Annotated in this window: 23 protein-coding genes; 9 read left to right on the top strand and 14 right to left on the bottom strand. The window is 70.5% G+C overall.

Annotated elements, in window-relative coordinates; genetic code table 11:
- Nucleotides 1-10 precede the first annotated feature (10 nt).
- Nucleotides 11-157, bottom strand: coding sequence for a putative leader peptide (locus ACZ4Z5_RS13685; protein ID WP_468261272.1), 147 nt, complete (start codon nt 155-157; stop codon nt 11-13).
- Nucleotides 154-621 carry a TlpA family protein disulfide reductase gene (locus tag ACZ4Z5_RS13680; protein WP_468261269.1) on the bottom strand — a complete coding sequence of 156 codons (468 nt, stop codon included), beginning with the start codon at nt 619-621 and terminating at the stop codon, nt 154-156. Before ACZ4Z5_RS13680 ends, ACZ4Z5_RS13685 begins: the two co-directional genes overlap by 4 nt.
- A gap of 200 nt (nt 622-821) precedes the next feature.
- On the opposite strand from ACZ4Z5_RS13680, the gene ACZ4Z5_RS13675 reads away from it, so the two are divergent.
- Complete coding sequence (locus ACZ4Z5_RS13675) at nt 822-1544, top strand: lysophospholipid acyltransferase family protein (RefSeq protein WP_468261267.1); 723 nt, start codon at nt 822-824, stop codon at nt 1542-1544.
- Nucleotides 1545-1716: 172 nt separating this feature from the next.
- On the opposite strand, the gene ACZ4Z5_RS13670 is transcribed toward ACZ4Z5_RS13675, so the two are convergent.
- From ACZ4Z5_RS13670 to ACZ4Z5_RS13635, 8 genes are all read right to left on the bottom strand, one after another.
- Nucleotides 1717-2787 (bottom strand): threonine aldolase family protein, encoded by a 1071-nt coding sequence (locus tag ACZ4Z5_RS13670; RefSeq protein WP_468261507.1) that lies wholly within the window; start codon nt 2785-2787, stop codon nt 1717-1719.
- The gene (locus ACZ4Z5_RS13665) at nt 2784-3575 is read right to left on the bottom strand and encodes an SDR family NAD(P)-dependent oxidoreductase (RefSeq protein ID WP_468261264.1); all 792 of its coding nucleotides are present in this window, start codon (nt 3573-3575) and stop codon (nt 2784-2786) included. Before ACZ4Z5_RS13665 ends, ACZ4Z5_RS13670 begins: the two co-directional genes overlap by 4 nt.
- A complete protein-coding gene (locus ACZ4Z5_RS13660; protein WP_468261261.1) occupies nt 3572-5536 on the bottom strand; it encodes a recombinase family protein in 1965 nt (654 codons plus the stop codon). Before ACZ4Z5_RS13660 ends, ACZ4Z5_RS13665 begins: the two co-directional genes overlap by 4 nt.
- Before the next feature lie 81 nt (nt 5537-5617).
- Nucleotides 5618-6268 (bottom strand): class I SAM-dependent DNA methyltransferase, encoded by a 651-nt coding sequence (locus ACZ4Z5_RS13655; protein ID WP_468261259.1) that lies wholly within the window; start codon nt 6266-6268, stop codon nt 5618-5620.
- A gap of 73 nt (nt 6269-6341) precedes the next feature.
- Nucleotides 6342-6842, bottom strand: a complete 501-nt coding sequence (locus ACZ4Z5_RS13650) for a hypothetical protein (protein ID WP_468261256.1) — start codon at nt 6840-6842, stop codon at nt 6342-6344.
- Nucleotides 6843-6981: 139 nt separating this feature from the next.
- Entirely contained in the window at nt 6982-7224 is a 243-nt protein-coding gene (locus ACZ4Z5_RS13645; RefSeq protein WP_468261253.1) for a DUF7848 domain-containing protein, read from the bottom strand.
- A gap of 319 nt (nt 7225-7543) precedes the next feature.
- Nucleotides 7544-8722, bottom strand: a complete 1179-nt coding sequence (locus tag ACZ4Z5_RS13640; RefSeq protein ID WP_468261250.1) for a helix-turn-helix transcriptional regulator — start codon at nt 8720-8722, stop codon at nt 7544-7546.
- A gap of 82 nt (nt 8723-8804) precedes the next feature.
- Entirely contained in the window at nt 8805-10223 is a 1419-nt protein-coding gene (locus ACZ4Z5_RS13635; protein WP_468261248.1) for a DUF6421 family protein, read from the bottom strand.
- A 404-nt stretch (nt 10224-10627) separates the two neighbouring features.
- Between ACZ4Z5_RS13635 and ACZ4Z5_RS13630 the strand changes: the two genes are divergently transcribed.
- Nucleotides 10628-11311: a glycerophosphodiester phosphodiesterase gene (locus ACZ4Z5_RS13630; RefSeq protein ID WP_468261246.1), complete on the top strand. Its 684-nt coding sequence runs from the start codon at nt 10628-10630 to the stop codon at nt 11309-11311.
- 191 nt (nt 11312-11502) lie between these two features.
- Here the strand turns inward: ACZ4Z5_RS13630 and ACZ4Z5_RS13625 are convergent, their stop codons facing one another.
- The gene (locus ACZ4Z5_RS13625) at nt 11503-12054 is read right to left on the bottom strand and encodes a GNAT family N-acetyltransferase (protein WP_468261243.1); all 552 of its coding nucleotides are present in this window, start codon (nt 12052-12054) and stop codon (nt 11503-11505) included.
- Between the two features lie 137 nt (nt 12055-12191).
- Here ACZ4Z5_RS13625 and ACZ4Z5_RS13620 point away from each other — a divergent pair, with 137 nt between their 5' ends.
- Nucleotides 12192-12584 carry a VOC family protein gene (locus tag ACZ4Z5_RS13620; RefSeq protein WP_468261239.1) on the top strand — a complete coding sequence of 131 codons (393 nt, stop codon included), beginning with the start codon at nt 12192-12194 and terminating at the stop codon, nt 12582-12584.
- 40 nt (nt 12585-12624) lie between these two features.
- Here ACZ4Z5_RS13620 and ACZ4Z5_RS13615 read toward each other — a convergent pair whose 3' ends face one another.
- The gene (locus ACZ4Z5_RS13615) at nt 12625-13233 is read right to left on the bottom strand and encodes a GNAT family N-acetyltransferase (RefSeq protein ID WP_468261236.1); all 609 of its coding nucleotides are present in this window, start codon (nt 13231-13233) and stop codon (nt 12625-12627) included.
- Nucleotides 13230-15275 (bottom strand): penicillin acylase family protein, encoded by a 2046-nt coding sequence (locus tag ACZ4Z5_RS13610; protein ID WP_468261233.1) that lies wholly within the window; start codon nt 15273-15275, stop codon nt 13230-13232. The genes ACZ4Z5_RS13615 and ACZ4Z5_RS13610 overlap by 4 nt, the downstream gene beginning before the upstream one ends.
- Nucleotides 15276-15409: 134 nt before the next feature.
- Here ACZ4Z5_RS13610 and ACZ4Z5_RS13605 point away from each other — a divergent pair, with 134 nt between their 5' ends.
- The 5 genes from ACZ4Z5_RS13605 to ACZ4Z5_RS13585 all read left to right on the top strand — a co-directional run bounded on the left by ACZ4Z5_RS13605 (nt 15410) and on the right by ACZ4Z5_RS13585 (nt 20210).
- Nucleotides 15410-16135 (top strand): siderophore-interacting protein, encoded by a 726-nt coding sequence (locus ACZ4Z5_RS13605; protein WP_468261230.1) that lies wholly within the window; start codon nt 15410-15412, stop codon nt 16133-16135.
- Between the two features lie 246 nt (nt 16136-16381).
- A complete protein-coding gene (locus tag ACZ4Z5_RS13600) occupies nt 16382-17026 on the top strand; it encodes a DUF5134 domain-containing protein (RefSeq protein WP_468261227.1) in 645 nt (214 codons plus the stop codon).
- Between the two features lie 234 nt (nt 17027-17260).
- On the top strand, nt 17261-18199 hold the full coding sequence (locus tag ACZ4Z5_RS13595) for a M56 family metallopeptidase (protein WP_468261225.1): 939 nt from the start codon (nt 17261-17263) through the stop codon (nt 18197-18199).
- Between the two features lie 479 nt (nt 18200-18678).
- Complete coding sequence (locus tag ACZ4Z5_RS13590) at nt 18679-19485, top strand: phosphatase PAP2 family protein (protein WP_468261221.1); 807 nt, start codon at nt 18679-18681, stop codon at nt 19483-19485.
- Between the two features lie 53 nt (nt 19486-19538).
- Entirely contained in the window at nt 19539-20210 is a 672-nt protein-coding gene (locus tag ACZ4Z5_RS13585) for a TetR/AcrR family transcriptional regulator (protein WP_468261217.1), read from the top strand.
- A 113-nt stretch (nt 20211-20323) separates the two neighbouring features.
- Here ACZ4Z5_RS13585 and ACZ4Z5_RS13580 read toward each other — a convergent pair whose 3' ends face one another.
- Nucleotides 20324-21835 (bottom strand): LVIVD repeat-containing protein, encoded by a 1512-nt coding sequence (locus tag ACZ4Z5_RS13580; RefSeq protein WP_468261215.1) that lies wholly within the window; start codon nt 21833-21835, stop codon nt 20324-20326.
- 140 nt (nt 21836-21975) lie between these two features.
- On the opposite strand from ACZ4Z5_RS13580, the gene ACZ4Z5_RS13575 reads away from it, so the two are divergent.
- Nucleotides 21976-22701: a DUF305 domain-containing protein gene (locus tag ACZ4Z5_RS13575; protein ID WP_468261213.1), complete on the top strand. Its 726-nt coding sequence runs from the start codon at nt 21976-21978 to the stop codon at nt 22699-22701.
- The last annotated feature ends 47 nt before the right edge of the window (nt 22702-22748 follow it).

Here is a 22748-nt window from a genome sequence, read left to right as displayed (position 1 = left end):
GGGCGGCGGCTCAGCCGCCGGGACAGCACGCGCTCGCAGTGCGGGCGAGGTCGACGTGGCGGCGCCCGAAGAGAAGGAGAATTGACGGCACGCGGACAGCCTGGCGATCGGTGCCGAGTGCAGTCAAGCCGCTTCCGGGATATGGGAGCAGCGTCATACGGCGCGTCTCACGGCCACCCGGACGGCCGCCCCCAGTGCAGCGATGACATCGGCCCGGCGCGGTTGGCCCGAGGCCCGGCGCACGATGCGCCCGGACTCGTCGAGCACCAGCACCGTGGGGGTCCTGGCGATGTCCAGTTCACGTACGAGACCGAGGTGCGCCTCGGCGTCGATCTCGATGTGCGCCACGCCGTCCACCATGTCCGCCACCTCCGCGAGGGTGCGCCGCGTTGCCCGGCAAGGCTGGCAGAAAGCGCTCGAGAACTGGACGAGCGTGGCCCGTTCCCCGAGCTCGCCGCCCAGCTCGGCCACGCCGAGCCTCCTGCCGCCGTCGCTTCCCGGCACCGTCACCCTCCTTGTCCGTTCCCCGGTGAACCGTACGCCGCCCGCCCGAGCGCCCGCTCGGGCGCTCCACAGGGCCACGCCGTCCCGCGTCGGCAGCGTCCGAGGACCGGTCGGCATTCCCGACCGGCCGCTGCTCCGCTGCTCCGAGTGACAGTACGCTTGCGGTGACGTGACGAGGATCTCCCGCCGAGGGGCGCCCAGGACTGGCTACTTCAGCCGCTGTCAGGCACGATCAGGCCGACGCCGAAAACCTACGGCCGCGTAACTTCCGCCGGGAGACCTTCCCCGGGACAAGCAGAGAAGGGCTTCCCCCTCACATGGCAGAGCTCGTCTATCGGCCGGTCATCGGCGCCGCGCTCGGGATGTTCAAGGCGCTCGACCTCAAGATCGACGTCGGCGGTTCGGAGAATGTCCCGCGCACCGGCGGCGCGGTCCTCGTGAGCAACCACATCAGCTACCTGGACTTCATCTTCTCCGGCCTCGGAGCTCTGCCGCAGAAGCGGCTCGTGCGGTTCATGGCCAAGGAGTCGGTCTTCCGGCACCGGGTCTCGGGACCGCTGATGCGTGCGATGAAGCACATCCCGGTCGACCGTTCGCAGGGCGAGGCCGCCTATGCGCACGCCCTCGAGTCGTTGCGTTCCGGGGAGATCGTGGGCGTCTTCCCCGAGGCGACGATCTCGCAGTCGTTCACCCTGAAGGGCTTCAAGTCCGGTGCTGCGCGCCTCGCCCAGGAGGCCGGGGTCCCGCTGATACCGATGGCGCTGTGGGGCACCCAGCGGCTGTGGACCAAGGGCCGGCCGCGCAATCTGGGGCGCAACCACATTCCGGTGACCATCCGGGTCGGCGAGCCCATGGAGGCCCCCAAGGACCAGTACGCGGGTGCCATCACCCGGCGGCTGCGCGAGCGCGTCCAGGAGCTGCTGGAGGCGGCGCAGCGGGCCTATCCGGTGCGCCCCAAGGATGCCGACGACACCTGGTGGATCCCCGCCCACCTCGGGGGCACCGCTCCGACGCCGGATGCGGTGCGCGAGGCGGGCTGAAACGTCACTGCGGCGGTCGCCACCGCGGCCGCCGCGAGCCCGGCTCATCACGGCCGCGACAGCAGGAGAAAGGGCCGGGCCGAGGTCGTACGACCTCGGCCCGGCCCTTTTTCCGTGCGTCAGGAGGGCACCCCTGGCCAGGGGTGTCCGGTGGATCAGGGGCGGACACCCCCTAACGGCCCATCTCTTCCTTCAGCGCGGTGAGGAAGCCGTCGACGTCCTCCTCCGTGGTGTCGAAGGAGCACATCCAGCGCACGACGCCCTCGGCCTCGTTCCAGAAGTAGAAGCGGTAACGCTTCTGCAGGCGTTCGCTCACGTCGTGCGGGAGCTTGGCGAACACCGCGTTGGCCTGGACGGGGTAGAGGATCTCCACACCGTCGACCTGGCGCACGCCGTCCGCCAGCCGCCGGGCCATGGAGTTGGCGTGCCGGGCGTTGCGCAGCCAGAGGTCGCGCGCGAGCAGGGCCTCGAACTGTACGGAGAAGAAACGCATCTTGGAGGCGAGCTGCATGGACAGCTTGCGCAGGTGCTTCATCCTCCGGACGGCGTCGGGGTTGAGGACGACGACCGCCTCGCCCGCCATCATGCCGTTCTTGGTGCCGCCGTAGCTGATCACGTCGACGCCCACCGCGTTGGTGAACGCGCGCATCGGCACGTCCAGGGACGCGGCGGCGTTGGCTATCCGGGCGCCGTCGAGGTGCACCTTCATGCCGCGCTCGTGCGCGTGCTCGCAGATGGCCCGGATCTCGTCGGGGGTGTAGACCGTGCCCAGCTCGGTGTTCTGGGTGATCGACACCACCTGCGGCATGGCCCGGTGCTCGTCCTCCCAGCCCCATGCCTGCCGGTCGATCAGCTCGGGGGTGAGCTTGCCGTCGGGCGTGGGGACGGTGAGGAGTTTCAGGCCGCCCATCCGCTCGGGTGCGCCGCCCTCGTCCACGTTGATGTGGGCGCTCTCGGCGCAGATCACCGCGCCCCAGCGGTCGGTGAGCGCCTGGAGCGCGACGACGTTGGCGCCGGTTCCGTTGAAGACCGGGAAGGTCTCCGCGTGCAGGCCGAAGTGGCTGTGCATGACGCGCTGCAGATGGTCGGTGTACTCGTCGTCGCCGTAGGCGACCTGGTGGCCGCCGTTGGCGAGGGCGATCGCCGCGAGAACCTCCGGATGGATTCCGGCGTAGTTGTCACTGGCGAAGCCGCGGACCGCGGGGTCGTGGTGTCGACGCGCGTCGGTCTTGGTGGGGATCACGGCTTGGGGGTCAGCCACAGACGGTTTCCGTTCACTTCCTCGGCGGGACGGTCCCAGACGCCGACGATGGCCTCGGCCAGTTCCTTGACGTCCGTGAAACCCGCGAACTTCGCGTTGGGGCGCTCCGCGCGCATGGCGTCGTGCACCAGTGCCTTGATCACCAGGATGCCGGCAGCGGCGTTCGGGCCCGCGTCGCCCCCCGCCTTGCGGAAGGAGTCCCCGAGAGCGAGGGTCCACGCCTCCGCGGCGGCCTTGGCGGCGCCGTACGCGGCGTTGCCCGCGTTGGGCTTGGTCGCGCCGGCTGCGCTGACCAGCACGAAGCGGCCCCGGTCGCTGCGCAGCAGTCCGTCGTGGAAAGCGAGCGAAGTGTGCTGGACCGTGCGGATCAGCAGCTTCTCCAGCAGGTTCCAGTCGGCGAGGTCCGTGTCGGTGAAGGACGCGCTGCCGCGCCAGCCCCCCACGAGGTGGACGAGGCCGTCGATCCGGCCGAAGTCCTTCTCGATGTGCTCGGCCCAGGCGCGGGTCGCGTCCAGGTCCAGCAGGTCGACGGTGTCACCGGTGACGGTGGCGCCCCCGTGGGCGTACCGTGCGGCGTCGACCGCCTCGGCCAGACGCGCGGCGTCCGCGTCCGCCGCGACGACCGTGGCGCCCGCCTCGGCCAGTCGCAGCAGGGTGGCCCGTCCGGCCGGGCCGGCCGCGCCGGCCACCGCCACGACGGCACCGCTCAGCGGCCCCCCGCCGTTGCCGTTCTCGTTCATCGTCTCCGCCCCTTCCGCGCGAGCACTCATGCAGCGGCCTGCTCGGCGGCGGCCGCGGTGATTCCCTTGGTGGAAGTAGTTCGCTCGCCCGCTTCAGTTTTCACTACATCCTCCGTGGAATCTTCGATCGCACCGTAAATCCTCATGGGAGGCAGAGTGTAACCAGTAGGAGCTTCAGTTCCATCGTATGGGCCCATCATCTCCAGAGCCTTGGCGTACATCCCCTCGGCGAACCAGCGGCGACCGAGGCGGTAGAAGAAGCCCCAGCCCTTCCCGCCCATGCGCTCGTCGCGGTCGTAGTCGTGCCACCCCTTGATCTCGCGCAGCTTCTCCAGCAGCATCTCGAAGCACGCCCGGTCCTCGGGCTTGGGCTTGCGCCCTCCTGCCAGGATGCCTTCGACTCGCGCCCACTGCTCGTCGGAGACGGCGAGCGGGATCGTGATCTCGTTCTTGCGGTGCCACTCCAGCATCGGGTCCTTGGTCCCGCCCTTCTGGCCGGACGTGCTGTCGCCGACGATCTCGACCCGCACACGAAGGAGCTCCAGGAGGCGCTTCTTGTCGACCTGCTCAAGATCGTGGACGTTGGTGCCGATCCGGTCGATCAGCGCGCGCATACTCTCGGCCCGCTCCTCCTTGTGCTCGGCCTCCTCCAGCCACTCGGCGATCCGATCCTGCTCCTCGCGGAGCTCCTTCTCCTTGGTGGCGATCTCTTCCTTCAGCTCGGCGAGCAGCTTCAGGTCCTCCTCGTCGTCCTCGTCGAGAGAGGCGACCAACATGGCGATCTTCTTGCGCCGGGTGTTGCGGAGCTTGTTCAGCTTGTCGTCGATCTCCTGCATGCGGGTCCGGTAGGACTCTGCGCGCTCGGGGATGGCGCCCAGCCACTCGTCGACCAACCCCTTGATCGACTCTGGGTCGGCCAGCTTCTTGGCGACCTCGTCCCACACCACCTTCTCGGTCTCCACGCCGGGAATCTGCTTGCAGGCGTGCCCCTCGTCGACTGAAGCCGAGTTCGAGCACCGGTAGACCATGTCGCCGTACTCGTGGCGGGCCGAGCCGTACCGGCTGTGTCCGCACTGGCTGATCAGGTGGCCGGAGAGCAGGTGGTTGCTGTAGGAGGTCCGGGGGGTGCCCTTCATGTCCTCCAGGACGGCTTCCAGGGCCTTGCGCCGACTCTCGTCCTCGAACAGAGGGGGCAGTTCCAGGCGGTAGGCGGTGGTGATCTCCTCGCCGTCTTCGTTCACGCCCGAGAAGGTGAAGTCCACGTATCCACGGATGGCCAGGCGCATGCGGAGGATCAGGTTGTTGCCCTCCCACAGCTTGCCGGTGCGCGTGCGGTACTCCAGCTCGTTCAACTCGTCGGCGCACACGCCTCGGGACATCTTGCGGTCGATCGCCAGCTCGGCGAACTTCTCGACGACTTCGAGCTCGGCCGGGTTGACGACGGGCTCGCCTTCCTCGTCGAGCATGTAGCCGTAGGGCGGGGTGCCGCTGGCCCAGCCTCCCCCGGAGATCTTCTTCATCCGGCCGCCCATCGTGCGCTCCAGGATCAGCGCGTGCTCGACCTCGGCCATGTACGCCAGGAGGGAGAGCTGAATCCCGAACATCTGGTCGTCGGAGTCGATGCGGCCGTCGGCAGTGGCGACGCGGACGCCGTGGTCGGTCACGTCGTAGACCCAGCGGTGGATGTTGCGCATGGTGCGGCCGATGCGGTCCAGCTTGGCGAAGACAACGACGTCGATCAGGCCGGCCTCGATGTCCGACGTCAGGCGGTCGAGGTCGTCGCGGTGTGCAAGTTTGCCGGACACTCCCCCGTCGCAGTAGACGTCCACGATGGTGTACAGCGTGTTCTTGAGCTGGTAGTCGACCCATGCGCGGCATAGCTCGTCCTGCACGTCGAGGCCGTAGCCGTCGAGCTGCTTCGACGTGGAAACGCGCAGGTAGATGGCGACCCGCAGAGTCTTGTGCGTGCGCGGCCGGGTCGTGGTTCGCATGGTCCCCCCTCGGACTCAGACATCAGAACGCGCGAAGCCCCCCGGTCGGCTGGCAGGGGGCTCTCTTCGTCGTCTCGGGGGTCAGCCCGTCCGCGCCGTCACGATGAGCGTGCCGATGTGCCCCTCCTTCGGGGCCTCCAATACGTTCGCCGAAGCACTGGCGAATCCCGCCCCGGTCAGCAGGCGCTCCCACACCGCAGGCCGGTAGCTGTAGCGGTAGGTGAACATCGCCTTCCCCGCGAAGCCGCCCTTGTACATACCCTGCGGGCCGTAGGCGCCGGGGATGGCCGGCGGCTGGGAGAACACGAACACGCCGCCAGGGTTGAGGCGTTGACGGACGAGCGGGAAGAGGCGACCAGGGTCGGCGAACCAAACCGCGCCGAAGATCGAGTAGATCGCGTCGTAGGTGTCCTCGCGCGACGCGAGGTGTTCCAGGATGTCGCCCTGGTGGAAGGTCACGCCGCCCCACTTCTGCCGGGTCTTCTCGACCATGACCGGCGACAGGTCGACCCCCTCCACCTTGACGCCACGGCTGGCCAAGTACGCCAGGGCTCGACCAGTACCGCAGCCGATCTCCAGCGCGGTCGAGGGGTCGCCCAGAAGCTCGGGGCCGGGCCCGTGTCCGGCGTACTGCGTCCAGCAGAACGTCGGCTCAGCGTCGTCCTTGAACGCAGACGCGGCGTAGGCGTCCCACATCTCGGTCTCGGCGGCGAGGTCGTGAGGTACAGGCATGGAGTCCTCTGTCGGTGGTACGGACGGCGGTGCCCCCCACCCTCGAAGCGAGGGCAGGGGCACCGTATCGGGATCAGTGGCTGTCGGGGACCTTGTTGTCGCACGGCGAGCACTCGGCCCCGTCGATCGCCCACAGCTCCTCGTCGACGTCCCAGCCGTCCGAGCGGAGGAAGTCCGCCGTGCACAGGCACAGGCCGTCGCCGCGACGCTGGATGAAGGGAGCGTGGTGCCGGTACGCGCCGCCGTTGTAGACGTCGCACATCGCGAAGTAGACCGGCGTGTCGAGGATGAGCTGATGGACGCCGATGTCGACGAGCTTGCCGACGCCGAGGTGTACGTCCTTGTGCTCCATGGTCGCTACCGTGTACGCGACGGCCTGGCCGAGGATTCGCTCGGCCATGTCGCGGACCATCGTGTTGTCGCGCAGGAGCAGCGCGACTTCGCGGTCCCAGATGGACGTTCCGCCATCGAGGATGTTCACGGTCAGGTGCTGGAGGTGGGGCTGGACGGCGTTGAGCAGTTCCTTCGGGTCGCGGGTGGACGTGCCCACGGGCGGTTCGAGGGTGAGCGTCATCTCTTCCTCTTCTCGTCGCTTTCCGATCCGTGCTTCCACTCACCGCCCCGCCAGCCGGCCTTCCTGTGTCACGGCTGGCGAGGCGGGGCACAGGGCCCCACCCATCCACGACGGGGGGCATTGATGGACGGGGCTGGTCTCAGGAGTTGTGCATGAACGTGCGCCACGGCCGCGTGATGATCTCGCGGTAGCTGTGGTGCGACGGGTTCCGTCCGGAGTGCTCCAGCGCCCACGTCTGGGGCGGCTCCCAGTCCCCTTCGGCGCCCGAGGCATCGCCGCACACGTCGCACCTCATCTGGTGGGTGACGGGCGCGGCATCCGGTTCACGGTCGGGCGTGAGCGTCCATGTCTTGTGTGCGACGACCGTGTGCGGGCCGCTCATGGCCTCGCCTTCGTCGCCTCGTTGCGCGCCGCCAGGTGCAGGCTCAGCCTCTCGCGCGGGGTGAGGGGACGCACCTCCAGCGCATCCCACTCCTTGCCTCCGCTGACAGCGCGCATCTGCACACGGTCTCCGCCGTGGTGCCCCATGACGACGCCGGGCACATCCCTGCCCAAGTCCCACATGACTTCGCCGGGCTCGCAGTCCCTCGGCGGCACGCTCTGGTCTCTCTCCGTCGTGGCCATGCATCGACGCTACGACCAGGAACTACGCTCCGTCGATGGCACTTTGACGGAGAGCCAGATGGAAGTGCCACAAGGTGTCACTTCGGCAGACCAACCGCGTCTGCCAGTTGGCGCATCTCAGGCGTGAGCGTCCTCCGCTTGCTCACCACTCGGCCGAGGATGTCTCGGGCGTACCGCTGGTTCGGCAGCCACTGCGGGGAGCCCGCCTGGATCTTCTGAAGCACCTCGACAGCCTCCCCGTACTGCCTCGTACGCGCGTGAGCGTCCGCGACGTCGAGCAGGTGACGGTTCCGGTTGTTCGAGGTCGGCTTCAGCACGTCCACAGGGATGCGCTGAGCCAGGGAGAGCACCTTGTCCGGCTGGCTGACCACCGAGGCGTTCTCCGTGCGCTTCAGAGCCACGGTGACGGGCCCGAAGGTGCGCAGGAAGTCGTCGTCGGGGGCGTACTCACGTCCGATGGCTACTGCGGCAGACTGAGCCAGTCGCAGGGCATCCTCAGCCTCGCCGGCCCGGCTGTCTCGCACGGCTGCGGCCGACACGCGAAGCAGGAGCCATCCCCAGGCACTCAGCTCGGCCGGAGTGGCGCGGGACATGCGTGGTTCGGTGTCGTCGGCCCACCTGACGGCCAGCTCACGCGCCTCTGCGAGCCTCCCTTTACGGAGGAGGAGCCAGCACTGGGTGTTGACGGTCGCGGCCCCCTGGAGGCGGTCTGAGGCGTCGTCGAGGGCCCTGTCGAGGGCCATGTCGGCGGCGTCGAACTGCCTCGTCTGGGTCAGGAGCCACCCGGTGAGCTGGAGGAGCCTTACCCGCATCGCCCGGCCTCTCGGGTCGATCGCGGCGAGCACGTCGGCGTCGCGCAGGAGTGGAGGAAGGGCTGCTCCGAGCTCGAAGAAGCGGTCCTTCGCGAAGAGCGGCATCGCCGCGTCCAGCGCGTCTCGTACACCGTTGATGGTGGGTGCCTCGTCGATCCCGGCGAGGTCCGCAGGGGCTGCGAGAGCCCTGTGTACGGGCGCCCAGCGGTCGACGGTCGCCCGGTCGGCCGACTCCTCCGAATGGGTGGTGATGAGACTGGTGGTGGACACCTTCAGCGTGGCGGCCAGCAGGCGGGCCGTCTCCAGGCGTGTGTCACTGCGCTCCCCTTGCTCCAGCTTGCGGATCAGCGAGAGGGAGACTCCCGAACTGTCGGCCAGCTCGCGCTGACTCATGCCCCGGCGCTTACGAACTTCCCGGAGGCGTTCCCCGATCGTGGCACTCATGGTTCGAGAGTACGGCTTGCGGCAGTTGGGCGTCAGCGTACGCAAGAAGGCCCCCGCCTTGCGGCGAGGGCCGACCGCCCGATCAGGAGGCTTTGGTGCTGCCGATCTCGAACTCGATACCTGAAGCGTTCCCGCGAATTCCCTTGGTGGAGGCGATCACGCTCTTGAGCTTCTTCGCAAGTGCCTCGAAGAACATGCTGAGCGGAAACTCGTCGTCCAGCACGTCGTCGACGAGCTTACGCGGCGGCTGGGTGAGGTCCAGGGCCTCCGGGCCCTTGGCCCAGACGGAGCCGGGGTGCGGGGAGAGGTAGGTGGAGACCAGCTCGTACGCGGCGAACCAGTGGACCAGCTTCGGGCGGTCGATGCCGTCGCGGTACAGCTTCTCGATCTCGGCACAGAGCTGGTTGGTGACCTGGGGGGCGCGCTCCCAGTCGATCCTCAGCTTGTTGTCCGTCCAGCGCACCACGTCGTGCTTGTGGAGGTACGCGAAGAGCAGCTGGCCGCCGAGTCCGTCGTAGTTGCGGACGCGGTCACCGGAGACCGGGAAGCGGAACATGCGGTCGAAGAGCACCGCGTACTGCACGTCGCGGCCGTGCCGGTTGCCCTCGCCCTCGAGCTTCACGGCCTCCTTGAAGGCGGTGAGGTCGCAGCGCAGCTCCTCCAGGCCGTACATCCAGAACGGCTGGCGCTGCTTGATCATGAACGGGTCGAAGGGCAGGTCGCCGTGGCTGTGGGTGCGGTCGTGGACCATGTCCCAGAGCACGAAGGCCTGCTCGCAGCGCTTCTGGTCGTGGACCATGGCGGCGATGTCCTCGGGCAGCTCGAGGCCGAGGATGTCGACGGCGGCGTCGGTGACGCGGCGGAAGCGGGCGGCCTCGCGGTCGCAGAAGATACCGCCCCAGGTGAAGCGCTCCGGCGCCTCGCGCACGGCGATGGTCTCCGGGAAGAGCACCGCGGAGTGGGTGTCGTAGCCGGAGGTGAAGTCCTCGAAGGTGATACCGAGGAACAGCGGGTTGTCGTAGCGGGTGCGCTCCAGCTCGGCCAGCCAGTCCGGCCACACCATCCGCAGCACGACCGCCTCGAGGTTGCGGTTCGGGTTGCCGTTCTGGGTGTACATCGGGAAGACGACCAGGTGCTGGAGACCGTCCTCGCGCCCGGAGGCGGGCTGGAAGGCCATCAGCGAGTCCAGGAAGTCAGGCACGCCGAAGCCCTCGGCCGCCCACTTGCGCAGGTCGGCGACGAGCGCCCGGTGGTACTCGGCGGCGTGGGGAAGCAGCGGGGAGAGCTCCTCGACGGCACCGATCACATGGGCGAGCACGCCCTCGACCGCGGCCCGGGACGGCGCACCTTCAGCGTCGAAGTCGATCGAACCGTCCTTCGACTGCCATGGCCGGATCTCCTCCACGGCATTCTTGAGCACGGGCCAGGCGGGGTGGCCGACCACCCGAAGGTCGGCAGGTATGCCCTCAGTGGCCACGTCCTGCACAAGAATTTCCGTCATGTCACTTCCTCCACGGGAGAACCTCGCGTGGCACCACGGTAACCGCCGCCGGATCTCTTCCTCAAGAGGACCACGGGAAAATATTCGGTGACACCCCATGAACACCGATGTTCTTCCTGTGGAGGGCGGGAACGACGACTCCTTCTGGCCAACTTCGGCACCCCTGGACGCGAGCCGCGCCGTGGCGCGTCAAGCAGCGGGGGGCGCGCCCACGGCCGGGTGAACCTCCCCCTCGTCCGCACCCGCCGCCCATCCCACCCCGCACGGGACGCCGAGCGGACGACTCCGCTCCTCCCGCACGCGCCGGGGTCCATTGCGAGGGATGGCCACTAGGCTGCGGGGTTACCGCGCGACACGGGACAGTCACGCGCCGGAGCCGCCGTCGAGACGGAAGCGGGTGAACCTTGAACTTCCTCACCATCGGTCATCGCGGAGTCATGGGTGTCGAACCGGAGAACACCCTCCGTTCCTTCCGCCGTGCGCAGCAGGCGGGCATGGACGTCATCGAGCTGGATCTGCATCTGAGCAAGGACGGCGCCCTCGTCGTCATGCACGACGCGGACGTGGGCCGTACGACCGACGGCAGCGGTCCGGTCGCCGACATGACACTCGCGGAGCTCCGCGGGCTGGACGCCGGCGAGGGCGAGCGGGTGCCGGTCTTCGAGGAGGTCCTGGACGCGGTGTCGGTGCCGCTCCAGGCCGAGATCAAGGACGTGGCCGCGGCGCACGCGCTGGCGGAGGTGATGCTGCGGCGCGATCTGGTGGGCCGGGTCGAGGTCTCGTCGTTCCACGACACGGCGGTCGCCGAAGTCGCCGCATCGGTGCCCGGGGTGCGCACCGTTCTGATCGCGAGCGCCTGGGGCGACGACGTGGTGGACCGTGCCCGTGCCGTCGGCGCGGGCACGCTGGCGCTGGACATCCGCAGGCTGACCCTCGAGGTGGTGGAGCAGGCGCACGCCGCGGGCTTGAAGGTGACCGGCTGGGTGGTGAACTCCCTGGACGAGCTGCGGCTCGCCCGGGCCCTGGAGCTGGACGGCATCGCCACCGACCTGCCGGAGATCCGCAGGACGGGCCGCTTCACCGCGTGATCCGGCCGCGGCCGAGGGCGCGGACAGCGATGCCGCAGCCGACGGCTCGGGCGGCGGCCGCGCCGCGCCGGCACGCCCGGCCTGTGACCCCGCGGAGGCCGGCGGCGTCGGTTCCGCCGAAGCCGCGCCTGCGGCTTCGCCCGCTGCATCGCGGTCCTCGGTGCCGTCGGGCCCGGCCGAGCCGTCCCGGCTCAGCCGAGCGTCTTGACCAGGAGCTCGAACCGGAGGTCGGGGCGCTGCGGGATGCCGAACCGCTCGTCGCCGTACGGGAACGGCGTCATCCGTCCCGTGCGGCGGTATCCGCGGCGCTCGTACCAGGCGATCAGTTCATCGCGCACCGAGATCACGGTCATGTGCATCTCACGAACGTCCCAGTCGGCGCGCACCAGACGCTCGGCCTCCGTCATGACCACCTTGCCGAGGCCGGCGCCCTGGAGCCGGGGGCTGACGGCGAACATCCCGAAGTAGGCGGCCTCGCCGCGGTGTTCGAGCTGGCAGCAGGCGACTATCTCGCCGTCCTGTTCCACCGTCAGCAGACGGCTGCCGGGCTTGGCCATGACCTCGCGGACACCGTCCGGATCCGTGCGCTGCCCTTCGAGGATGTCCGCCTCGGTCGTCCATCCCACGCGGCTCGCGTCACCGCGGTAGGCGGACTCCACGAGCGCCACCAGCGCCTCGACGTCAGCCTCCACGGCGTCCCGGAATACAGGTCCTTCGATGGCCGGACGCGCGGCGGTGTCCATGGGGCTGCCCCTCTCCCTGTGGTGCTGATCCATGTGGTGCTGAGACATATGGTGCTCAACCATGTGGTGCCGGCTGATCGGTGTGTGCGGGCCGATTCCGACTGCCCGAGCCTAACCCCGGCACTAGGGTCCGCCTCATGGTGCACGTACTGAGCAGCAGGACCCTCCTCCGCCCCACGGACCCCGAGCGCTCGCGGGCCTTCTACGGGGAGGCTCTGGGCCTCCCCGTCTACCGCGAGTTCGGCACCGGCCCCGAGCGCGGCACGGTCTACTTCCTCGGTGGCGGCTTCCTGGAGGTGTCCGGCCGCTCCGACTCCCCGCCCGCTCCCGGCGTCCAGCTGTGGCTCCAGGTCGACGACGTCTCCGCAGCGCACGAGGAACTGCGGAAGCGCGGGGTCCCCGTGCTGAGGGCTCCGCTCAAGGAGCCGTGGGGGCTGATCGAGATGTGGCTCGAGGACCCGGACGGCGTGCGGATCGCCGTGGTGGAGGTCCCCGCCGATCATCCGCTGCGCTACCGACCGGGACTGTAGGCGCCGGACGGGACCGCTCCGGCGCCGCGCGGACAGTGGATCAGGCCGCCTCGAAAGCCTCCTTGGTGAGGAACGCGAGCCGGGCGCGCTTCTCCGGGATGAACACCTCGGGGAGGTCGATCTCCGGGAGGACGACCTCCGGCCCGAGGACGAAGCCGGTCCGCACGAGACGCTTGATGACCTTCTCGTTGCGGACGTCCGGCTCCACGACGACCCGTCGGTTCCCGGGCGCCGACAGCACGAAGGCCAGCACCCCGGCCATGAACCCGCCGGTGAATCCGCGCTCCGCTGCCGCCGCGGCGGGCGCGACGAACAGATGGCCGCCGATGTCACCCGGCTCCGGGTCGTAACACTCGCTGACCCGGTCGGCCTCCGGCTCGTACGTCTGGAAGAGCCCGACGGGCTCACCGTTCCGAAGGACGAGGAAGGCGTGATGGGTGGTCAGCGAGTCGAGGTGTGCGTAGACGTCCCTGACATGCTCCAGGGTGGCGTCCGTCATGCCCCAGAACCGGGCGCGCTCCTGGGTCACCCAGCCGTGGACGAGGGCGGCGTCGGCCTCCGGGTCGAGACGCAGGATGCGGACGGTTCCGAAGCCGTCGACGATCCGCTCGTCGAGGGCCGGGCGGTCCATCGGGGTCCGGGAGGTCATGCCTGCTCCTTGGTGAGGTCGTTCCAGTCGGTGGTCACGGGTGCGAGGTCGCCGGCCAGCCAGAGCGGGAGCTGGTCGCGGTGGTGCGGGTCGCCGGGCACGCCGGAGGCACCGAACGGCACGATCCATCTGCTGTCGTCACGGCGCGCGAGGTCCCATACGTAGCGCGCAGCGGGCCCGCGGGCGCTGCGGTCGGTGAAGCCCGGCACGCTCGACGTGGACAGCACGCAGTCGTGGTCACCCGGCAGGCCCGGCCAGACGTCGTCCGCCTCGGGCAGTGCCTGCCAGGGTGCGAGACGGTGGAGCTCGCCCCACGCCGGGTGGTCGGGACCGGCCGCGGCCGCCTCCTCCAGCGCCGTCCGTACGACGGCGGCACGGTCGATCTCCGGCAGCAGCGAGGTGGTCAGCAGGTGTTCCAGGGCGAACGCGACACGCGGGCCCAGCGCGAGCCACGGCTGGAAGACCGGCGGATACGCGGGGGGCTCGGCCAGGACCGCGAGGGCGGGATGGGCTGCGAGCCCGCGGACCACGGCGCCCCGCACGGCCGCGTAGGCTGCCGCTTCGGTGCTGCCGCAGTCCATGCGGAGGTCCCAGCCCAGCAGCCGGTCCCGGAGCGCGGCGGCGTCCGGGCCGAGGTCCTCCAGCCCGCCCAGGAGGTCCAGGAGGGGGATCGCGGAGGCGAGACGGGTGTCCGTGTGGACGCCGGCCATGTCGTCGGCGCGCCATGCCGTCGAGCCCTCCAGCAGGTGCCGGATGCGCTCGGCGCGGTGCGGGGCGGCGAACTCGACGCCGAGCGGGGTGGCGAGACCCCGTGCGTTGGCCATGACCGCGATGCCGTCCACGTCCTCGCGCGGCATCGGCTCGTACGCCTCCGTCCACTGGTGCTCGGGCTCCCAGGCGGGGACGACCCGGAGCTTGTTGGTGCGGTGCCGGACCGGGACGCGTCCGGCCACCCGGTGCAGCAGTCCGCCGCGGGTGTCGGCGGCCTGCACGACGTTGACGGGCTCCACCCACCGGTCGAAGGCCCGGTCCACGTCCTCGACGGTGGTCGCCGCGAGCAGTGCGGGCAGCGCGGCGAAGCCGAGGTCGCCGGTCACGCGCGGGACGTGGCGGAGGCTGATGGCGACGTCGTCGTCGGGGCCGCCGATGACGACGGGGCCGCGTTCGGTCTCGATGACCTCGACCTCGACGGGGCCGCTCCCGGCGACGTCGACGGTTTCGACGCGGACCGTCGCCGGGCGCCAGCCGTCGGGGCCGAGGGCCTCGACGGTCTCCCCGGTACGGCGCAGCCGTTCACGGTAGAGGTCCTGGTAGTCGGCCATGGCGTTGGTGATGGCCCACGCGACGGTGCCGGTGTGCCCGAAGTGGGCGATGCCGGGGACTCCGGGGACGGCGAGTCCGACGACGTCGAACTCCGGGCAGGCCAGACGTATTTGCTGGTAGACGCCCGGGGCCTCGATGAACCGGTGCGGGTCGCCGGCGATGAGCGGTGCGCCGGTGGCGGTGCGGCCGGCGGTCACCAGCCAGCCGTTGCTGCCCGAGGTGCCGGGTCCGTCCGTGGAGAACAGGCAGGTCAGCTCGTCGCCGAGCCTACGGGCGACCTCCTCGCGCCAGAGCTTGGCCGGGAAGCCGGCGAACAGGATGTGGGTGGAGAGCCAGACGCCGAGCGGGGTCCAGGGCTGCCACTCCCCCGGGGTGAGCCCGGTGGCGGCGAACTCGGGCGCCCGGTCCGCCCCTTCGGCGAGTCCGGCATTGACCCCGTCCACATATGCGGTGATCCAGGCGGCGGTTCCGGCGTCGAGGGCGGCGAAGCAACGGCGAGCGGTGTCGTCCAGCAGGGAGCGACGGGCGAATCGGTCCCACTCGACCGAGTCGGGGCCCAGGAAGGCGGCGGTGGTGCCCTGGGAGCGGTGGCGCTCGACCTCGATCTGCCAGGCCCGGTCCACGGCGGCGTTGCGCCCCTGGGCGAAGGCGAGTTCCAGCGCATCACCGGCGCGCAGATGCGGGATCCCCCAGGCGTCCCGATAGACCTCGATGCTCACGATGCTCCCGAATTGAATTAGGTTAGGCTGACCTAACCTATGCGATCAACTGGCCGGACGCAATCGCCATGGCCGGGCGAACCGGATCGACCCGGGCCGTGAGGGCGTCCCGGGCCCGAGGGAGAGGAGACACCATGGGGCATGGCTGGGAGGGCGTGGTCCTCAAGCTGATGCGGGGCAAGGACTTCGTGTTCACGGTGACCGGAGCCGAACAGGTCACGGAGTACTTCCGCCGCGTGCATCTCACGGACGGCGGCATGCTCGCGGCGGCGGGCGTGCACCCCACGATGTGGGTGCGCCTGTGGTTCGACAACGGCGGCAAGCCGCACCAGCGGGCCTACACGCTGGTGGACCCCGACCCCGAAGCCGGGACGTTCAGCCTGGAGTTCGCACTCCACGACGGCGTCGCGAGCGACTGGGCACGCGGGGCGCGGCCGGGCGACACCGTCGAGGCGACCCTCCAGGGCACCGGATTCGACGCGCCCGAGCCCCGGCCCTCGCGGCTGTTCGTGATCGGCGACCCCGCCTCGCTCCCGGCCATCAACTCGCTGCTGGACGCCGTTCCGGGGCTTCCCGTCACGATCTGGTTCGAGACCTCGCACACGTCGGACGACGACCTTCCCGTACGCCTCGACTCCCGGCACCACGAACTCCGGCGCGTCCCGCGCGAGGACGCGGGCGCCCGTCTCGTCCAGGAGGTCAGGTCCCAGCTCCCCGGGCTGGTGGACGATCCGGCGGGTGCGTACGTGTGGATCGCCTGCGACACGGCGACGACGCGCAATCTCACGTCGTTCGTACGCAGGGAGCTCGCGTTCCCCAAGGACCGTGTCACCGCCCTGGGATACTGGCGCGCGGCCTGACACCAGGGCCCGACGCGACTTGTCGGACGGGAGCAGGGGAGCGCGCCGCGCCGCGAGCGTCGGGGTGCCCGGGGCCGAGCCGTGCCGGGGCGGGACCGCCTGCCGGGCGCGGGGTACGGGCCGCGCGCCGCTGCGCGCTCCCCTCGTGTGCCGGTGCGCTCGCGTGTCCTCCGCCGTGTGCGGGAATCGACTTCTCGATGTGCCGACCGGCCCGAAGGGTCGACCGGCCCGACGGGGAGGTGCACCGTGCACGGACCGGCACTGTCCGGCTGGCTGCTCGTGGCGCTCTGCGCGGTGACCGGTACGTACTGCCTGCTCCGGATGCGCGGTGCCCCGCGCGGTCCGCGGGCCACGGCGGGAGGCGAGGCACTGATGGGGTTCGGCATGGCCGGTATGGCCGTGCCCGCCACTGCCCTCGCTCCCCCGCCCTGGGTGTGGGCGCTGTACGCCCTGGTGTTCGGAGGCGCGGCGCTGCACTCCCTGTGGGCGCTCCGCTCCTGGAACGTGCACCATCTGCACCATCTCGTCGGCTCCCTGGCGATGGTCTACATGGCGCTGGCGATGCTGCCGGCGAGCCCGGGCGCCGCAGAGCACACCGGCCATGCGTCCGGGGGCGCCGCCCCCGCGGCCGCCGCCGGAGGCGTTCCCCTGCTCACCGGGCTGCTGCTGGCCTACTACGCGGGGTACGTGCTGCGCACCGGATCGACCCTCGTCCCGGCGACGTCCGGCGCCGGGACCGCGGGCGCCGCGGGCCCCCTCCATGCCACGGACGCCGTCCTGACGACCCCGTCCCGGGCCGGGGACACCCTCCCGGCCGGACGCGGCGGGCTGGTGCCCGCGTGCCGGGTGACCATGGGGCTGGGGATGCTGGCGATGCTGCTCACCCTCTGAGGCAGGCCGGTGCGAGGCGGCCGTGTCGACGGTGGGGCCGGTGTGAGGCGATCGTGTCGGCAGTGGGGCCGGTGCGAGGCGGCCGCATCGACAGTGGGGACTATATGCAGTGGCCGCATCGACGGTCGGGCCGATATGAGGCGGCCGCGTCGGCGGTGGGCGCGTGCCGTGGCGTGCGTCACAGGGCCCGCAAGCCCATACCCGTGGGTAGGGCCCCGCTCATAGGCTGGCGCCATGATGGTCTCCCTCGCGCTGTTTCTGCTGGGCGTCGTGGCTGCCGTCATCGCCCCGCGCCTGCTCGCCCGGACCGAATGGCCGGAGCGCGAGCCGGTGGTGGCGCTGTGGGTCTGGCAGTGCGTGGTCGTCGCGGTGCTCCTCTCCTTCGCGCTGTCGATGGTGCTCAGCGCTGCCGCATCCTGGCAGGCCGTGCGGGGCCATGTGTTCGCCCCGGCCCCGCGCGCGGTCGTCGAGGCGTACGCCCTCGGACCGTACGGGCCCTGGTCGGCCGTGATGGCGGTGGCGCTGGCCTGCGGCGGGGCGTGGACGGCTGCGATGCTGACCCGCGAGATACACGCCGCGCGTCGGCGCCGGGCACGACGCCGCGCCGACCTGCTCCAGCGCGTACCGCTGTTGCCGGGTGAGGAGCCGTCTCCCGGGAAGGACCCCCTGGTCGTCCTGGAGAGCGACCGGCCCGACGCCTGGTGGCTGGCCGGCCCGCCGCACCAACTGGTCATCACCACGGCCGCGTTGCGTCGCCTGAAAGGCCGTCAATTGGACGCCGTGGTGGCGCACGAGCAGGGGCACGCGCGGGCCCGGCACGACTGGTTGCTGCATTGTTCCGCCGCGCTGGCGAACGGCTTTCCGCAGATCCCGGTGTTCGCCGCGTTCCGCGACGAGATGCACCGCCTGGTCGAGCTCGCCGCCGACGACGCGGCCTCCCGGCGGTTCGGACGGCTGACGACGGCGCTGGCTCTGGTGGAACTCAATGAACACCGGGGGGTGTTCGGCCCGTGCCCGACCGACGGCGAGGTCCCGCGGCGTGTGCGACGGCTCCTGACCGGCGAGCCCCGTCTCCCGGCCGGTCACCGGCTGCGTCTGACGGCTGCCGCCGCGCTGGTCCCGGTGGTGCCGTTGGTGGTGGCCTTCGTACCAGGACTGCGCGCGCTCGGGTAGTGGGGCCGGGGAAGGTGGCTGCGCCCGGGCCCGGAGCGGGGGACCGGCGGGGTCGGGAGGCCCACCGGCAGCAGGCCACCAGCCGCGCAGGACCACCGGTCGCACTGGACCACCGGGCGCACCGGACCACCGGACGGGCCCCACTGTCCGGACGGGACACCGTGTCGAAAGAGGCTCCGGTATGACGGCGTGCCGCACCGGTCGCCGCACCCAGCGTGCCTCCCTCGGCCCTGCCGGGGGGTGCCTCGGCCCTCCTGGGGACACTCCGGCCGGCCCGCCCCGCCACGGGCGCCCACGCACCGCACACGGTGCGGTCCCCGGGCTCCGGGCCGCTGCACCGGACGATTCCGCGACCCCTCCAGGCGTGGGCGGGCGGCTCCGGGCTCTGCCGCCCATCGGGTGGTACCGGTGCTCGTCCCGGGTGAGCCCGGGCCCGTGGCGGGATGGCTGTGGTGTACGGGATGGGCGAGGATCGGTGCATGGCCTCCCCTCAGTCACTGCTGACACCACGTGCCCCGGGAGCCCCCCAGGTACGCGTCCCCCTGCTCGTAGGATCCTGGTGCGCGGCGGCGGCGCTGGCGCTGACGCTGCTCGTGGCCTCGGAGTGGGGGCCGCTGATGCTGCTCGACGCGCGCATCGCGGTCGGTCTGCACCGGTGGGCGGTGGACGACCCCGCGGTGACACAGGCCAACAGGATCCTGACGGACTGGGTGTGGGACCCCTGGACGATGCGCGCCGTCGCCGCCGCGGCCGTCGTCTGGCTGCTCGTACGGGGTGCACGGGTGCTCGCGCTCGTGATCGCGGCGACGAGTGCCGTCGGCGGCCTCCTCCAGCAGGGGCTGAAGTGGCTCGTGGACCGGCAGCGGCCGGTGTGGCCGGACCCCGTGGACTCGGCGCACTACGCCGCCTTCCCGTCGGGGCACGCCATGACGGTCGTGGTCACCGGCGGACTGCTCCTCTGGCTGCTGTCCCTGCACCGGCCGCACCGGCCGGGACCCGTGCTGTGGCAGGCGTCCGTCGCGGTCGCGGCGGTCTCGGCCGTCGGAGTCGGGTTCACCCGGGTGTTCCTGGGGGTGCACTGGTTCTCGGATGTGCTGGGCGGCTGGCTGCTGGGAGTCGCGGTGATCGCCGCCGCCGTGATGTGCACGCGGACGGCCCTGATCCCCTCCGGGGACGGGCTGCTGCGGAGCGGGCGGGCAGGGCTGCCGCCGGTCTCGGGCGATCCCCCGCGTCGCCCGAGACAGACAGCAAACCCGCAGGCCAGAACCGAGCGGGGTGCCCGTTGAACGGGCCGCCCCGAGTATATTGGCTCTGAGCCAGTCAACGCAGGAGTTACAGGATGTCGCCGCGCAGCGCCTCGGTCAATGAAGAATTGCGACGGCGTTCCCGCGAGCGACTGCTCCAGGCGACGGTGGAGCTGGTCGGGGAGCGCGGGTACGAGGCCACGACCCTGGGTGACATCGCCGACCGTGCCGGCTCGGCACGCGGCCTGGTCTCGTACTACTTCCCGGGCAAGCGCCACATGCTCCAGTCGGCCGTACACCGACTCATGCACCTGACTCTGGAGGCGGCGCTGGAGCGCGAGCCGCACACCGAGGACGGCCGGGAGCGGCTGGCCCGGGCCATCGACGCGATCCTCGGGCTCACCCGTGACCATCCGGTGCTGATGAGAACGCACATGGCCGGAATCCTCCAGGCGGAGGGTTTCGTGCAGTGTCCCGAGCAGCAGCGCCTCGCCACACTGCTGCGCGACACTGTGGAGCGCTACGGCGCGCAGAACGTGAACTCCGACTATCCGGTGCTGCGGGCGCTGCTCATGGGCGCGGTGTTCGCGGCGCTGCTGCCGGGTGCGCCGATGCCGCTGCCGCTGCTGCGGCGGGAGCTGTTCCAGCGGTACGGGCTGGACTGGGAGCTCGGTGTTCCGCCGGGCGAGGAGCCGCCCGGCGGAACGGTTCGTCAGGACGTCGACGACGTCACGGATCCGACGCCACGGCCGACTCGGCCGTCCTAGTCGGCTCGGCCGGGCCAATCGGCTCGGCCGTCCCAGTCGACCAGGCTGTCCCAGTCGGCTCAGCGGTCCTCACCGACTCAGCCGTCACAGTTGCCGCAGCTGCCGCGGGGGACTCAGTCGTCCCAGTCCCACCAGTCGTCAGCGAAGTAGTCCGGCTGCGTCTGCACGTTGAGCTCGTGCAGTCTCACCCGTTTCGCCGGGTCGGTGCGCCGGTCGTCGAGCCTCAGCACGTCGAGGCCCTTGGCGATGTCGTTCGAGTAGATGTGGCCGTTGTAGTAGTAGGCCGACCACGAGCCGGCGGTGGTGACGCGGTCGGTGCTGATCGGGCCGCGCTCGAAGTAGCCGATCTCCCTGGGCCTGGCCGAGTCCGTGAAGTCCCAGACGGAGATGCCGCCCTGGTACCAGGCCTGCACCATGATGTCGCGGCCCCTGACCGGGATCAGCGAACCGTTGTGGGCCACGCAGACCTCGGTGTCGGCCTGATGACGGTCGATCTTGAAGTAGCTGCGGAAGACCAGCTTGCGCTTGTCGCCCTTCCCGACGATGTCGTAGATGCCGTCGGCGCCACGGTTCGGACCGGTGGCCTCGTTGCAGGTGGCGGCTCCGCCGCCGCCGAGCTCATCGGTGAACACGACCTTGTTCGCCCGCTGGTTGAAGGTGGCCGAGTGCCAGAAGGCGAAGTTGACGTTGTCCTGGACCCGGTCGATGACCTTGGGCTGCTCGGGATCCTCGATCGAGAACAGGATGCCGTCGCCCATACAGGCACCGGCCGCGAGGTCCCGTGACGGCAGCACGGTGATGTCGTGGCAGCCGGTGGTCTTGGAGACGCCCGGGTTGGCGGGCGCGCCGGGGTTGCCGCCGTCCGGGAATAGCACGGGGAAGTTCACCACGCGGGCCAGCTCGGGGGCCTTCCGGGGCACCTTGACGACGGAGATCCCGTCGTGCGGCGGCCGGCAGTCGGGGAAGGTCTCGCTGGGCGAGTACGACGAGACGTAGATGTACACATTGCGGCGCTCGGGCACCAGCGTGTGCGTGTGCGAGCCGCACGCCGTCTCGACGGCGGCGACGTACTTCGGGTTGGCCTTGTCGCTGATGTCGAAGATCTTCATCCCCTCCCACGACGACTTCTCCGTCGCGGGCTGCGGGACGCTGTTGCAGGAGTCGTCGCTCCGCGAGGAGTCGGTGGAGAGGAAGAGCAGGTCGCCGGAGACGGAGATGTCGTTCTGCCCTCCGGGGCAGAGCACTTGGGCGACCGTCCGGGGCTTCTGGGGGTTCCTGATGTCGAAGATCCGGAAGCCGTCGTAGTTGCCCGCGTAGGCGTAGGAACCCTGGAACGCCAGGTCGGTGTTGGTCCCCGCGAGGACGTCCTTGGGGATGTTGGCGAGATGTTCGATGTTGTCGCTGTGGACGATCTCGTCGGGTGCCGGGACCTCGCCGCTCTCGACGGCGGCACGGGCCCGTTCGGCCTGCTCCTCGGACGCCGCGGTACCTGTGGCCGGCGCGTCCCCCGGGTCCGGGGTCGCCGCCGCCGGTCCGGCGGTGAACAGCGTGGCGATGAGCCCCACCGTCGCCGCCGCCACACCGAGTCGTCTGTGTCGTCCTGCGGTGCTGTGCAACGTGGTCACTGTGTCCTCCCATGTTGCCGTTCGGTACAGGAACGGTTCACGCAACACGGAAGTATCGTCGCTGCATGTACATATCAAAAGATGGCAACTGTCCTGTCGTACACCGCACTTCCGGCTCCCCGTGATTCCAGGAGGTCATCATGACGACCCGTCGTCAGACCGTCCGCGCCAGGACGTTCACCGCTGCGCTCGTGACGGCCGCGTCCGTCCTGGCCCTGAGCTCGTGCGACGCGGAGGCCGGCGGCACCGGGAGAACGGAGGCGGCCGCGGACTCGGGCGTCAAGGTGGTAGCGCCCGGCAGGCCGGGCGAGCCGGCGAAGACCCTCTCGGCGGCCGAGGCAGCGAAGGCCCGCCCGGAGGACACACCCAACGAGGCGGACTTCACCTATGCGCGGACGATGATCGAGCATCACGCCCAGGCCCTGGTGATGACGGCGCTCGCCCCGCAGCAGGCCGGTTCACGGCAGGTGCGCCGCCTCGCCGCACGTATCGCGGCCGCGCAGAAACCGGAGATCGCCGCCATGCAGGGGTGGCTCTCCGGGCACGGAGCCGGGAAGGACCACGGCGGGCACGGCGACCACGGACAAGGCTCCGGCCAGAAGCAAGGCCACGGCGACCGCGACGGCCACGGGGCCGCCGCCATGCCGGGCATGGCCACCGCGGAACAGCTCACGGCCCTCCGGGCGGCCAAGGGAAAGGCCTTCGACGCGCTGTTCCTGGAGCTGATGATCGCGCACCACGACGGCGCGGTCACGATGGCCGTCGAAGTCCTCGGTCAGGGCAGGAACAGCCAGATCGAGGAGATGGCGACCGACGTGATCGCCCAGCAGACCTCGGAAATCAACCGTATGCGCTCCATGTCCTGACCCTCGCCGGGCCATGAGATCCGGTGCAATGCTGGAGTCAACCGCGG

This window comes from Streptomyces sp. NPDC030222 (assembly GCF_055573115.1).
Note: the sequence above shows the minus strand (reverse complement) of the source record. Positions and strands in the feature narration are given on the sequence as shown.